Annotated in this window: 12 protein-coding genes; 6 read left to right on the top strand and 6 right to left on the bottom strand. The window is 40.4% G+C overall.

The annotated features are described in order from the left end of the window. The first annotated feature begins 50 nt into the window (after nt 1–50). On the top strand, nt 51–1946 hold the full coding sequence (locus ABMQ40_RS11340) for an ABC-F family ATP-binding cassette domain-containing protein (protein ID WP_370899628.1): 1896 nt from the start codon (nt 51–53) through the stop codon (nt 1944–1946). Nucleotides 1947–2015: 69 nt separating this feature from the next. On the opposite strand, the gene ABMQ40_RS11335 is transcribed toward ABMQ40_RS11340, so the two are convergent. Beyond that, on the bottom strand, nt 2016–3071 hold the full coding sequence (locus ABMQ40_RS11335) for a Gfo/Idh/MocA family oxidoreductase (RefSeq protein ID WP_370899626.1): 1056 nt from the start codon (nt 3069–3071) through the stop codon (nt 2016–2018). Nucleotides 3072–3250: 179 nt separating this feature from the next. Here ABMQ40_RS11335 and ABMQ40_RS11330 point away from each other — a divergent pair, with 179 nt between their 5' ends. The 3 genes from ABMQ40_RS11330 (at nt 3251) to ABMQ40_RS11320 (ending at nt 6808) form a co-directional block, all read left to right on the top strand. Then, the gene (locus tag ABMQ40_RS11330) at nt 3251–5491 is read left to right on the top strand and encodes a TonB-dependent siderophore receptor (RefSeq protein WP_370899624.1); all 2241 of its coding nucleotides are present in this window, start codon (nt 3251–3253) and stop codon (nt 5489–5491) included. A gap of 71 nt (nt 5492–5562) precedes the next feature. Beyond that, entirely contained in the window at nt 5563–6084 is a 522-nt protein-coding gene (locus ABMQ40_RS11325; RefSeq protein ID WP_370899622.1) for a PepSY-associated transmembrane domain-containing protein, read from the top strand. A gap of 133 nt (nt 6085–6217) precedes the next feature. Then, nucleotides 6218–6808: a hypothetical protein gene (locus ABMQ40_RS11320; RefSeq protein ID WP_370899620.1), complete on the top strand. Its 591-nt coding sequence runs from the start codon at nt 6218–6220 to the stop codon at nt 6806–6808. A 106-nt stretch (nt 6809–6914) separates the two neighbouring features. On the opposite strand, the gene ABMQ40_RS11315 is transcribed toward ABMQ40_RS11320, so the two are convergent. Continuing rightward, nucleotides 6915–7550 carry a peroxiredoxin gene (locus ABMQ40_RS11315; RefSeq protein ID WP_370899618.1) on the bottom strand — a complete coding sequence of 212 codons (636 nt, stop codon included), beginning with the start codon at nt 7548–7550 and terminating at the stop codon, nt 6915–6917. 98 nt (nt 7551–7648) lie between these two features. Between ABMQ40_RS11315 and ABMQ40_RS11310 the strand changes: the two genes are divergently transcribed. Continuing rightward, a complete protein-coding gene (locus ABMQ40_RS11310; protein ID WP_370899616.1) occupies nt 7649–8533 on the top strand; it encodes a mechanosensitive ion channel family protein in 885 nt (294 codons plus the stop codon). Nucleotides 8534–8638: 105 nt separating this feature from the next. On the opposite strand, the gene sucC is transcribed toward ABMQ40_RS11310, so the two are convergent. From sucC to ABMQ40_RS11290, 4 genes are all read right to left on the bottom strand, one after another. Further along, complete coding sequence (sucC, locus tag ABMQ40_RS11305) at nt 8639–9829, bottom strand: ADP-forming succinate--CoA ligase subunit beta (protein WP_370899614.1); 1191 nt, start codon at nt 9827–9829, stop codon at nt 8639–8641. A 132-nt stretch (nt 9830–9961) separates the two neighbouring features. Next, nucleotides 9962–11239 (bottom strand): chloride channel protein, encoded by a 1278-nt coding sequence (locus tag ABMQ40_RS11300; RefSeq protein WP_370899612.1) that lies wholly within the window; start codon nt 11237–11239, stop codon nt 9962–9964. Nucleotides 11240–11354: 115 nt separating this feature from the next. Continuing rightward, nucleotides 11355–11741, bottom strand: a complete 387-nt coding sequence (locus tag ABMQ40_RS11295) for a DUF423 domain-containing protein (RefSeq protein ID WP_370899610.1) — start codon at nt 11739–11741, stop codon at nt 11355–11357. A gap of 187 nt (nt 11742–11928) precedes the next feature. Then, a complete protein-coding gene (locus ABMQ40_RS11290) occupies nt 11929–13257 on the bottom strand; it encodes a hydroxymethylglutaryl-CoA reductase, degradative (protein WP_370899608.1) in 1329 nt (442 codons plus the stop codon). A gap of 321 nt (nt 13258–13578) precedes the next feature. On the opposite strand from ABMQ40_RS11290, the gene pfkA reads away from it, so the two are divergent. Continuing rightward, complete coding sequence (gene pfkA, locus ABMQ40_RS11285; protein ID WP_370899606.1) at nt 13579–14565, top strand: 6-phosphofructokinase; 987 nt, start codon at nt 13579–13581, stop codon at nt 14563–14565. Nucleotide 14566 lies beyond the last annotated feature (1 nt).

The raw sequence follows: 14566 nt of genomic DNA, 5'->3' as shown, positions 1-14566 counted from the left end.
GCTGAAAGCGCTAATATTTGTATTTTCGCACTACGAAATCTTTACAGAAAATGAATTACGTTGCTGCGGAAAACCTTACCAAATCTTACGGGATAAAAGTTTTATTTGAAAATATTTCTTTCAATATCAATGAGGGTGACAAGATTGCCATTGTTGCCAAAAACGGAAGCGGAAAGTCTACCCTTCTTAAGATTCTCATGGGAAAGGAAATTGCCGACAGCGGTACTGTAATCATCAATAAAGATATCCAGGTAGTCCTGTTCGATCAGGAAATTGATTATAATCCCGAACTTACCATTGAGGAATTTATGATGACCCTGGATTCGGAACCTGTTCTGGCTCTTAAGAATTACCATCAATCTCTTCACTCCACTGATGCGGCGTTCATTGAAAAGGCTTTAGCCGGAATGGAAGCGCATAAGGCATGGGATCTTGAAAATGAGATGAAACAAATTCTTTCCCAACTTAAGATCACGGATCTTGATGCCAAAATGAAAACCCTTTCCGGAGGCCAGATCAAGCGGGTGGCACTGGCCAAGCTTTTAACAGAAACCAGAGCTGAGCATCGCCATACTCTTTTAATTATGGACGAGCCTACCAACCACCTGGATGTGGAAATGGTGGAATGGCTTGAAAATTATCTTAATAAGGCTAAGATCACTTTATTGCTGGTGACCCACGACAGGTATTTCCTGGATAGTGTCTGTGACATCATCTGGGAATTGGAAGATAAAAACCTCTATATTCATAATGGCTCCTATGCGACGTACCTAGAAAACAAGATGATCCGGGAGGAGAACCTTAATGCTACCATCGACAAGGCCAACAATCTGTACAGAAAGGAGCTTGAATGGATGAGGCGACAGCCAAAAGCACGAACCACCAAATCCAAAAGCAGGATCGACGCTTTTTATGAAACTGAAAAAGTAGCTAAAACAGATACCAGGAAGCAGGCTCTTGAACTGGATTTTGAAATGAAACGTCTGGGCAAGAAAATCCTCGAGCTGAAGCATATCGATAAAAGTTTCGGAAGCAAAGTTTTACTGAAAGATTTCAGCTATCAGTTCCAGCGTGGTGAAAAAGTGGGAATTGTAGGCAAGAACGGTGTTGGGAAATCAACCCTTTTAAATATTATCCAGGGATTGGAAAAAGCAGATAAGGGAGAAATAGAAACGGGTGAAACCATATCTTTCGGTTACTTTTCCCAGAAAGGTTTGAATTATAAAGAAGATGAAAGGGTGATCGATTTTATTAAAGAAATTGCTGAATTTTATCCTTTGGCCAATGGGAAAAGCCTGTCGGCATCCCAGTTTCTGAGGTTATTTTTATTCGATGACCAGACTCAGTATTCTCCTATTTCAAAACTTTCAGGCGGTGAAAAAAGAAGGCTGCACCTGATGTATATCCTTTACCAGAACCCCAATTTCCTGATTTTCGATGAACCGACAAATGATCTTGACCTGCCTACCCTGACCGTTCTGGAAAATTTTCTTCAGCAGTTTCAAGGCTCACTGATTATTGTTTCTCACGACAGGTATTTTATGGACAGGATCGTGGATCACATTTTGGCTTTTGAAGGAGACGGCAAAATAAGGGATTTTGTAGGGAATTTCTCTGAATACAGGGAAGCAAAAAGCCGGGAAGAAGCTTTGGAAAGAGCAGTGGCTTCCAAAACGGAACCGATTAAGGAAACCGCTACATCCAGTACCCAGCCCGTTTCCAAAAAAAGAAAACTATCCTTCAAGGAACAGAAAGAACTGGAAACCATCGAGAAAGAAATACCCGAGCTGGAAGAACAGCGGGGTGAGATCCTTGAACAGCTCAACAACGAAACTGATTATGAAAAGATCTCAAAGCTTTCGGCAGCGCTTGAAACCCTTTCCGGAAAGCTTGAAAACCATGAGATGAGATGGCTTGAGCTCCAGGAAATCCAGGGAGAAGGGTGAAAAAGTTATGAGTTATGAATTAAACCATATTACTGAAACATATACTCATGACTTATAACTCATAACTCACTATAATTCAACTACCCTTCCTTCTTTTGTGCTTTCCAAAGCGGCATCAATGATTTTCATATTCCGGATCACTTCCTTTCCGGGGGAAGGTAATGCGTATCCAAAAACAATATGCTCATAGATTGCCTGATAATAATGCATATAGTTTCCAGGCTTACTGGAAGTAATTATTCTTTGGGTTTCAGCATGCTCATTCAGGAAATTTAAAATACCGTCCGGGTCCTGTAAAGGCAGGGTCCATTCTTCTCCGTAAACAGGAATAGCGCCCGCTCCCAGCTCATTCTCCTGATTGTCCGATCTTTCCTGAAGGAAGCTTCCTTTACTCCCGTGGATTATATAAGCATAGTGTGCTTCTTTACTGAAAACGGAAGATTTTAGCCTGACCCTCAGGTTATTTTTATAGAATAGCAGGATTTCAAAATAATCATTGGCAAATTCATTTCCTTTCATAGAAAACACGTCTGCAAAAAGCTTTTCGGGAAAGCCGAAATATTGTACCGCCTGGTCAATGAGATGTGCTCCCAGATCATGAAGAGATCCGGAACCTGCCTGGCCCGGATTTTCTTTATGCTGCTTCCCGCTGGGTTCGGTGCGGAATCTGTCGAAACGGATCTCAGCCTCTTTTATATTGCCCAGTTTACCTTCAGCAAGAACTTTCTGTACCTGCAGGTAGTCACGATCATATCTCCTGTTCTGATAGACGCTTATAAATAAACCTTTTTCTTCAGCCATTCTAACCAGCTCTTCCGCTTCAGAAACATCTACGGTAAACGGCTTTTCAACAATCACATTCTTTCCTGCTTCCAGAGCCATCCTGGCATATTCAAAATGAGTCTGTACCGGTGTATTGACAACCACCAGCTCAATATCCGCAGCCTGAAGCATTTCTTCTACAGAGCGGTAAATAACAGCTTCAGGGTATCTTTCTTTAGAATCTTCTCTGTGCCTTTCTACAACAGCAGACATTAAAAATCCCGGATGTTCCTTTAAAAAAGGCGCATGAAAGACCTTTCCGCTCATTCCAAAGGCACAAAGCCCCACTTTTACCAATTGCATATTATAATTTTTAACAAAGATATTTATAAAAAATCTTTTTGCATCCATCTTCGATAATTCCTCCGCTCACTTTCAAAGTATGATAAAAATCAGCTTAGCTATATTTAATGATTCTAAATAAAATATACTCCGGAATACTTACTTTTGCACTTATTTAAAACTACTCTAAATAAAAATAAATGAAAAGACAAGCCATCACTTTGGGGTTCCTTTCTATTGCGGCATCAGCACATGCACAAATGAAATATACTCCTGAAAATGATACGATCAGAATTCAGACCATTGAAGATGTCAATCTTCATAAAACAGGAAACCCAAACAAGGCAAAACCATTATCTGCAAAGTCCAATCTTTCGGTAATGGAAATTCCGCAACCGATCGCTATTGTCACTCATGAAATTATCGAGCAGCAACAAGCCAAACAGCTCAGTGACATCATAAAAAACGTAAACGGTATTTACCTTACATCGTCAAGGGGAGGTTCTCAGGATAGTTTTGGAGGCCGGGGCTTCACTTTCGGGAATGATAATATCTTTAAAAACGGGGCCAGGGTAAATAGCGGGGTGTTCCCTGAAGTAACAAGTTTGGAGAGGGTTGAAGTTCTTAAAGGATCCAATGCCATGCTATATGGTAATGTAGGTCCCGGAGGAATTGTAAATCTTATTACCAAGAAGCCGAGATTTGAATTTGGCGGATCCGTGGGCTTCAGTGCGGGAAGCTGGAATTCATACAAGCCGACCGTGGATATCTATGGCCCCTTAAGTAAAAGTATTGCTTTCCGTATGAATGGTACTTATGAATATGCGGAAAGCTTCAGAGATCTGGTGAAGTCTGAAAAGAACTATTTCAATCCTTCTTTTGTGTTCAATATCGGTGAAAACACGCAGATTATTGTGGAGGGAGATTATTTGTACCATCACTTTACTCCGGATTTCGGGATTGGAAGCTTATCAGATAATAACACAGGAATTTCAAGGCTCGCTACAGAAATCGGCAGAAAACAGTTCTTGGGTACAGACTGGCAGTATCAGACGAACCAACAGGCCACAACAGATGTTATCGTAAATCATAAATTCAATAATAACTGGTCATTGAACGCTGTCGCCTCATACCAGAACTACAGCAAAGATTATTTTTCCACAGAAAGGGTGCAGTGGATATACAATTCTCCTTCGCAACCTGACAGAAGCTGGAAAAGACCTTTGAACAGAACATATAATGAACAGAATTATACGTCCTTACAAATTAATTTAAATGGAGAGTTTAAGACCGGGAATTTATCCCATAAAATCTTAATCGGTACAGATGGTGATTATGGCATTGCAGATTCCTATACTTACTTTAATCCTAAAAATGGTAAAAGCTATGGCAACACCTATTACTATGGAACCAATGGAAACCCGGACGGAATCCTCCTTTTAGATGACCCTTCAACATGGAGCTACGGTGAAATGCCGGATTCTCAAAAAAAAGCCAGAAGCAGGATCAATACGACAAGATTCGGATTTTACGTACAGGACTTTTTAGAGCTGACAAAATCATTTAAAGTTTTGGCTGGGATCCGTTATTCAAATTTACGAAACGGCGATACTGATGTCAAGGATTTTGTAGCGGGAACGAATAGTAAGACGCCTGATACAGGAACAAAAGATCATGCCTTTTCACCGAAAGCAGGGATCATCTATAATCCTGATAATAATTTATCCGTATTCGCAACGTATACCAATTCATTCGTGCCTAATACCGGAACAACCGTTTTCCTTGATCCATTGAAGCCTTCCGTTGTGGATCAGTATGAGGTAGGGGTTAAGAAAAATCTGTTCAACAATGCGGTAGCTGTGAATTTAACAGCGTATCAGATTGTTAACAATAATAGCTATACCACTGCAAGATTTACAGCGGGCGGAACCCCAAATTCGGATTCAAACTTAAAGGAATATGCCGGGAAAGTAAGGAGCCGTGGTGTAGAACTTGACATCACCGGAAATCCTCTTGATAATCTTTCTCTGATCGGAGGATTGTCTTATAACCACAGTGTTTATACAAAAACGCCGGATGTATCGGGATATGTGGAAAACCAAAGACTGGTAAGAACCCCGGCATTTACAACCAATGCATCGGTATTCTATACCTTCAGGAATTTTGCAAAAGGACTAAAGATTGGTGCAACCGCATTCTATACCGGAAACAGGAAAGCCGGATGGAATGATACTAAAAACCAGACCCAGGTTACGAGAATGATCGATGTAAAAGGCTTTACTACAGTAGACCTCAGCCTGGGCTACGAATGGAAGAAATTCATGATCCAGGGAAAAGTGGGCAATCTGTTTGACGAAATCAACTATAATGTCCATGAAAATTATTCAGTGAACCCAATCGCACCAAGGAATTATTATTTCACATTGACTTACAAGCTTTAAATAAATAATCTATTACTTTGAAGTGGAAGCTGCAATGCAGCTTCCACTTCCTAATTTTAAATAAAACTTATATGGATAAGATCAAAGATACAAGAACTTTCATGAGGATCACCCACAGATATTTAGGATATTTTCTTGCGGGAATCATGGCGGTATATGCCGTAAGCGGTGTTCTTCTTGTTTACAGAGACACTGATTTTTTAAAGCAAGAGAAAAAATATGACAGGGTAATCGCCAAAGAGCTCTCAGAAAAAGAATTAGGCAAGGAGCTTAAAATAAAAGGTCTGGAAGTGGAAAAAACTGAAAATGGAGTTCTTTATTTTAAGCAGGGAACTTATAATTCTGTGACCGGTGAGGCAAAATACACTAAAAAAGAACTGCCATTTGTTCTCGATAAGATGACAAAACTTCACAAAGCACAGTCGAAGGACACCTTGTCCCCTTTGAATACTTTTTTTGGTGTATCCTTATTCTTTTTTGTGATATCCAGCTTTTGGATGTTCAACCCGAAAACGAAGGCTTTCAAAAGAGGGATGATATTTACTGCTGCAGGACTTGTAGTTTCAGTTATCCTGTTATTAGCAGGTCGTTAACCCTTTGAAATAAAAAATTTCAGCTTTCAGTCAAAACTTATGCAGGCGAAAATTGCCTTGAACTGGTATTGTGGCACATTTCTTGTTCTTCACTAGCTTTAGAAATAATAAACATTATTAAAAAATTATAATTATGAAAAAACTAATCTTAACAGGTATACTAGCAGTAGCCGGATTAGCTACTTCTATGAATGCTCAAATTCAAAAAGGTAATTGGTTGGTAGGAAGTAGTTTAATTTCAAGTAATTTCGGATTAAATACAGGAGGAGGATACAATATTGCTTTACAGCCAAAAGGTGCATATTTTGTAGAAGATAATTTGGCAGTGGGTGGATATGTTGATCTTGGTTTCAATAAAGTTACAAAAGGAAGTCCGACAGAGTTTGTTTACGGAGTCGGAGCTTTAGGACGCTATTATTTATCTCCGGGAGAAAAAGGAATCGACAATCTTTTACATCACGGGCGCTGGTTCTTTGAAGGAAATGTAGGTATCGGGGGAAGATCTGTTGAAGACGGTGATTCCACTACCGGTTTAGATTTCGGTGCCGGACCTGGTTACTCTTATTTCATCACACCTAATATCGGTATCGAAGGATTGGTAAAATATAAAGGAAGAGCAGGATTCGGTAGTGAAGGACTGAACTCGAACATTACATTCAATGTAGGATTCAGTATTTATCTTCCTACTTCCAAAGCTAAACAAGTAATCAATGAAGTAAAATAGCAATCACTTCACATATACATATATAAATTAAAAATTGAAAGTGCACCGGAAATTTCCGGTGCACTTTTCGTACAAATTAAAACTAAACTATAAAAAATCAAATAAATCATGTATTCGGTTGAGGCGTATATCTCAGATAGGGTTTTATTTCTGTAACCCCTTTTGGAAACAGTTTTTTTGCTTCCTCTGTAGAGACCGCCGGTGGTATGATTACATCATCCCCCTCTTTCCAGTTAACAGGAGTAGCTACTTTATAGGAATCTACCAGCTGTAATGAATCAAGGACTCTCAGAATCTCATCAAAATTTCTTCCTGTAGAAGCCGGATAGGTAATGATGAGCCTGACCTTTTTATCGGGATCGATTATTAGCAATGAACGTACTGTTGCTGTGGTTGAAGCATTAGGATGAATAAAGTCATACAATTCAGAGATCTTCCTGTCTTTATCAGCAATAATCGGGAATTGTACATCCGTTTCCTGGGTTTCGTTAATATCGCTTATCCAGTTCTGATGATCTTCTACCCCATCTACGCTCAATGCAATTACTTTTGTGTTTCTTCTATCAAACTCAGGCTTCAGTTTTGAGGTATAGCCCAGCTCTGTAGTACAAACCGGCGTATAATCCGCAGGATGGGAAAACAAAATTCCCCATGAATCTCCTAAATAATCATAGAAGTTAATTGGCCCTGCTGATGTTTCTGCCTGAAAATTCGGTGCGGTATCTCCTAGTTTAATCGACATAATATTTTGTTTTAATAGTCTACAAATTTAGTAGACTTTTTGAGACTGGCAAAATTTTTGTTGAATTTTTATTATATTTAACTGAAAAAATTCAGTTCATGCAGAAAAATGGTTTAAGTTACTTAGATGTAGTGTATAATGTTTTGGAAAACTGGTATTTGAAATTTGCAGAACTTACTCCAAAACTGATTGTCGGAATTATCGTATTTACTTTTTTCCTCATAACAAGTAGCTATTTAAGCCGATTTGCAGTAAAAATATTTCATAAACTCTTCCCGAAAAGCCAAAAAGAAAGCTCACTGGTCACCCTGATCAGTATTTTCAGGTTTTTGATCATGCTGATGGGAACCTTCATTGCTCTTGAAATCATGGGTTTCAGCGGCTTTTTATGGAAGTTTATCGGAAGCCTGGGTGTGGCCGGGGTAATCGCGGGAGTAGCCCTGAAGGATCTTGTATCCAGCATATTCTCAGGAATGCTGATCGGGATTGATAAAGCCTTTAAAGTGGGTGATTATGTAACCATAGGGACCAATTCCGGAACAGTACAGGACATCGGTTTCCTGACAACAAAAATCATTACTGATGACGGAAAAAAAGTATACATCCCGAATCAGGTCATCTTTAATGCTCCATTTTCCAATATTACAGCTTCACCCCAGCGAAAGATCATCTTTAATTTTGAAATTCCTGCCGATGAAGATATTTACAAGGCCCAGAAAGGTATTTTAGAAGTTATCAGAGCGCTTAAATATACAGATATACCAGAAACTGCCGAAGTTATTTTTACAGACCTGAAGCAGGGAGTATTTAATCTTCAGGCCAAATTCCTGATGGTCAGAGGAGCCAATATGGTCCAGGTAAAGAGTGATGCTTACCTGAAAATAAAACAACGGCTGGATGCCGATGGTATCCATCTGGTAACTCCTACCAGCATCAGCATTACCAATGAAGGCAGCATTTCAGCAGATCATAAGGATAAATAATCTTCCGTTACAACAGCAATCCGGACTCTACAAAACGATGTAGCCGGTAAATAATAAAAAAACCGTCCAAAAATGAACGGTTCTGATTTTATCTAAATTCCAGCCTTACGCTAAAACTTCTTTTACTTTGTTAGCGGCTTCCTCTAAAGTAATTGCCGAGTGAACATTAAGCCCGGACTCATCAATGATCTTTTTAGCCTCTTCCGCGTTGGTTCCCTGCAATCTCACAATGATTGGAACCGGAATGTTCCCCATCGCCTTGTAAGCATCTACAACCCCTTGAGCTACCCTGTCACATCTTACGATACCTCCGAAGATGTTAATAAGGATAGCTTTCACATTTGGATCTCTCAAGATGATCCCAAAAGCAGTCTGCACTCTCTGAGCATCAGCAGTTCCGCCCACGTCAAGGAAGTTTGCAGGATTACCGCCAGACAATTTAATGATGTCCATTGTAGCCATTGCAAGACCGGCACCATTCACCATACAGGCAACGTTACCATCCAGTTTCACGAAGTTAAGACCCGCTTCTCCTGCTTCCACATCCATTGGATCTTCTTCTCTTTTATCTCTCAATTCCGCTAAATCTTTGTGACGGAATAATGAATTGTCATCTAAAGTTACTTTGGCATCAACCGCTATAATTTTGTTATCCGAAGTTTTCAATACAGGATTGATCTCAAATAAAGAAGCATCAATGCCAACATAGGCATTATACAGATTGGTGATGAATTTTGTAAATTCTTTAAAGGCATTTCCTTCCAGACCTAGGTTGAAAGCGATCTTTCTGGCCTGGAAACCTTGTAATCCTAATGCAGGATCAATGATCTCCTTGTGAATCAGGTGAGGGGTAACCTCAGCTACATGCTCAATATCCATACCTCCTTCTGTGGAGTATACAACGGTATTTTTCCCCTGTGCCCTGTCTAAAAGAATAGACACGTAGAATTCTTTTGTTTCAGATTCACCCGGATAATATACATCCTCTGCAATCAAAACAGAATTTACTTTTTTACCTTCAGCAGAAGTTTGCGGAGTTACCAGCTGCATTCCGATGATATTTTGTGCATTTTCTTTCAGTTTATCCATATTTGGAGAAAACTTTACACCACCACCTTTACCACGTCCACCTGCGTGGATCTGCGCTTTTACCACCCAGCCCTGAGCTCCGGTTTCAGCAGTAAGTTTTTCAGCAGCAGCCACAGCTTCGTCTACATTATTAGCTACGAAACCACGTTGTATTGCTACTCCGTACTTTGATAAAATCTCTTTTGATTGATACTCGTGAAGATTCATATTATTTTTATTATTATAATTTTAAAATTTAAAGGTTGACAAATTTACTAAAAAGACACGGAAGTCCAAGATTCTTAACTTAAAAAATAAGGGCATCAGTATCTTGATTTTTAATATCCTTCTTCTGTTGCCTTATTCTTCGGGCAATTTTTCAGACTGGGATCCGATGAACGGAATCTTAGGAGCCAGGAAATAGCCTGTCAGGCTCGCAAAAAGTATCGGCACAAAATACGTAAAGCCCGTTAAAGTTCCCAAAATAATCGTGGTACTCATCGGTGTTCTCGTTACACAGGCATTGATGGCAGCCATACAGCTCACAATCGCCAGTGTAACATCTACAGACGGAAACAAGTGATGGATGGTGAGCCCCAGGGTGGTTCCCACAAAAAATAAGGGGATAATGAAACCTCCTCTCCATCCTGAAGTTACGGTAATCGCAATGGCCAGGATCTTAAAGACAAGGATCAGGATCAAAAAATTAAGGTCGAAGCTTCCGTTAATGAGCTGATTGATTTCGTTATGCCCGAAATATCTTGTAATAGGAAAATAAAAAGCAATAATGCCTAAAATAAACCCTCCGGCCAGGGTCTTGATATAGATCGGAAGTTTTCTGTATTCAAAAACTTTCTTGAAAAATTTCACGACAAAAATGAAAACCCATCCAAAGGCTGTGGCTACAATTCCAAACAATGATGCATACAGGAAATCATAAACGCCTGTATAATGATACGCCTTCAGATCCCATGTTGCCCCGATCCCAAGATGGATGATCAAAGCAAACATCAGGTAGCTGAAACAGCTTGCCACCAATGCAGGGATAATCGCTTTGTAATACTCCACTGCATGCTTGTGATGCAGAATTTCCAGAGAAAACAGACTTCCTCCGAGCGGAGCTCCGAACAGAGCTGTAAAACCGGATGCCATTCCCGCAATGCTCAGGGAGCGTAGTTCTTCTCCTTTTAGTCTGAAAAGCTTCCCTAAATAGGTCCCCGTAGAACCTGTCACCTGAACCAAAGGCGCCTCAGGCCCCAGGCTTCCGCCTGATGCCACACAAAAAAGTGAGGACAGAATCATCGAAGGATTGTTTTTCGGATCCAGTTTTCCTTTATTAAACCTGATATTATTGACAATCAGATGGATTTCCCCCGGATCGCCGATAAAAAAGATGACCAATCCTGCGAGCAATCCGCAAACCGCCATGGTAGGTATTACCATCCATCCCTGAAATTCAGCCAGAAACTCCGTAAAGTATTCCAGGACAATCCAATACAGCCCGGCAATAAAGCCTCCTATCAGTCCTGTGAAAGCCCACATGAAAAAAGTACGGCTGAAAACGAAAGGATTAAATCTGATAGGCTGATCTAAAAGATTAAATGTTCTGATGAGTCGTCTTCTTCTATTAATTCTCATTTTGATCTATTTTGAAAGCTGAAATCTTTACACGGGAGTCATTTCCAACTTTACTCGTGTACATTATTTAAAAACACAGCAGCTAAACTGCAATTTACAGCTATGATAACAAAAGCTAAATCTTTCCTTTAGCAAAATAAAGAATCAGCATTCCCCAGCTCAGGATCATCAGCAGCCCTCCAAGAGGGGTAACCGGACCTAAAAATTTCAGATTGGCTCCCAGGTAATCCTGTAAACTTAAAAAGTAAATACTTACTGAAAATAAGAATGCCCCTACAATCATCAGCCCCGAGGTCCACTTTTCCGAAGAGGTTTCAAATTTCAGAATATAACCGATAATCAGCAGGAAGAATGCCGCATACATCTGGTATCTTACTCCTGTTTCAAAACTTTCAAGCCTCTCCACGGATATCATCTTTTTAAGCGCATGGGCACCAAAAGCTCCAAGGATCACAGATAAAAAGCCATAAACGGCTCCAAAAATCAAAGTAATTGTTTTCATTTTTATTCATTGTAAACAGAATTGCTTCTGTATTATTTATAGTTTAAAATCTTAAACCCCAATGATAAGATACCTGTTACAATAAAGGCCCAGGCAAACTTTTTATTTCGGGCAAATCCGGAATTTTTGGTAAACTTCAGAAAAATCCCGAAACACAGCATAAAAGCGGATAAGATAATTCCTAACATTATTGTCCCCTCAGCCTGTTAAACTCATTAATAACCTCGTGATGGCTCACGGTCTTATCTTTAAAATAGTTCACAAAATACTGCTTTTCTTCTTCTGTGGCTCCCAGTTGGTTTAGGATATTCAGCAAATGCATTTTCATGTGCCCTTTCTGAATACCTGTGGTTACCAGGGAGCGCAGGGCAGCAAAATTCTGTGCAAGGCCGGAAACGGCCATGATGCTCATTAATTCCTGTGCTGAAGGCTTTCCGAGCAATGCCAGGGAGAATTTCACCAAAGGATGAAGATTCGTCAGCCCTCCTACAACTCCCACAGAAATAGGAAGATCAATCCAGAACCTGAAAATGCCGTTGTCCGTTGTACAATGTGTTAAAGATCTGTATTTACCATCCCGTGCGGCATAAGCATGGGCACAGGCTTCCGTAGCCCTGAAATCGTTTCCGGTTGCAATCACCACCGCATCTACCCCATTCATAATCCCCTTATTATGGGTGGTTGCACGGAAAGGCTCAATTTCCGCAATGGTAACGGCCTGCCTGAATTTCCAGGCAAATTCTTCAGGTGAAATTCCGCTGTCATCTTTCAGATCTTCAATCTTACAAGACACTTCAGCTCTTACAATACAATCCGGGGTATAGTTGGAAAGGATATTCATGACGATCTGTAACGAATTTTTTTCTTCCTGGGTGAAATCTTCACTGATGGCCACCTCCTGCCTCAGAATCCTTCCGAATTGCTCCAGGCACGAGTTGATGAAATTCGCTCCCATAGAATCCACCGTATCAAAGCTGGCTTTAAGCTGATAATAGTGCGGCATTTCCGCTGTTTTGTCCATCAGGCTGATATTCAGGATCCCTCCTCCCCTCTTCCTCATATTGGCTGTGATCTCTTCGGTGGCCTCAAACAGTTTTTTCTTCAGGCTGAAGTTGAAAAAATGCAGCAGTTTATGAGGTTCCACATTGAATATAAAATGGGTATGTCCTAATTTTTCGTTATTGATAATCGTGGTTTTAAAGCCTCCTTTATCGATCCAGAACTTCGCTGATTTGGAAGCCGCTGCAACCACTGAGCTTTCTTCAACGGCCATCGGAAGAGCAAATAATCTCCCGTCGATTAAAAAGTTCGGAGCAATCCCGTAAGGCATGTAAAAATTGGAGATCGTATTTTCAGAAAACTCTTCGTGAAGCTTCTGAAGATCCGCATTTTCGTTCCAGTACTGCTTTAATATATGTTGATATTCTTCATTCCCTTCAAGATATTCATTTACGAGCCAGTCGATCTTTCCCTGCTTTGTAAGCTTGGAAAAACCTTCAATCGGTTGATGATTCATAGTATTACTTTAATGAAGCGTAAATATAGTGAATTTGTGACTTTCATTGGCTGATAACTTCAATCAAAAAGGTTGACATTTGTCAATTTTGGACTTTGTATTTACCAGCTGACCACGGAATGCAAACTGTCATATACCGTTAAATCCCGAAAGATTTGCTTCAGCGGGGACCTGACTACTCAAACAGAAATACCAAACCGCAGGTTCACCGAGACCGGAAAATTTTAGAAGTTTTTAATCTCTTATATTTAAAACTCTTATTAAGTTACTACAATAATCTGAACTTGTTTTTGTAAATTTGTGTTCGAAATTTTTTACTAGATGAAAGAGAGTGCTGTAAAAAAAATTGCAGTTCTTACCTCAGGGGGAGATTCTCCGGGTATGAATGCGGCATTAAGGGCGGTAGTGAGAACCGCAAACTATTATAATATTGAATGCTACGGGGTAAGAGAAGGGTACAACGGCCTTATCAGCGGTGATTTCCTGAAAATGGGCCCGCGTTCCGTGAAAAATATAATCAACCAGGGCGGAACCATCCTTAAATCTGCCAGATCTATGGAGTTCAAAACCAAGGAAGGCCGCCAAAAAGCCTATGATAATTGCCGCAAGCTGGGAATTGATGCTGTAGTTTGTATCGGTGGAGACGGAACTTTCACAGGAGCAAAAATTTTCAATGAGGAATTCGGAATCAGAGTGATCGGTATTCCCGGAACTATTGACAACGATATTTTCGGGACGGATAATACCATCGGATACGATACCGCATTAAATACGGCCATGGAAGCCATTGACAAGATCCGGGATACCGCAACTTCGCATAACCGGGTTTTCTTCGTTGAGGTGATGGGCAGGGATGCAGGCTTTATTGCACTGAACAGTGGCCTGGCCACAGGTGCCCTGGATATTCTGATCCCTGAGAAGAAAGACAGCATGGAAGATCTTTTTGCCAATTTCAGAAAGGCGGAAAAAACCGGAAAGGCTTCGAGCATCGTGGTAGTAGCAGAAGGTGAGAAGCTGGGAAATATTTATGATCTTGCCAAACAAACCAAGGATGAGTTTCCGGATTATGACATCCGGGTAACGATCTTGGGACACATCCAGAGAGGCGGCTCCCCAAGCTGTGCAGACAGAGTGCTGGCAAGCAGGCTGGGATACGGCGCCGTGATCGGCTTAATGGAAGGAAGGACCAATGTAATGGCAGGAATGCGTTCCAATGACCTGGTCTTTACTCCTATTGAGGAAGCCATTAAAAAGCATAATGAAATCAATAAAGATCTTTTACTGATTTCAGAAATTTTAGCAATCTAAT

The organism is Chryseobacterium gossypii, assembly GCF_041361455.1.
Taxonomy (GTDB): Bacteria; Bacteroidota; Bacteroidia; order Flavobacteriales; family Weeksellaceae; genus Chryseobacterium; species Chryseobacterium gossypii.
The sequence above is the reverse complement of the archived record's forward strand: the minus strand, read 5'-3'. Positions and strand labels throughout refer to the sequence as shown.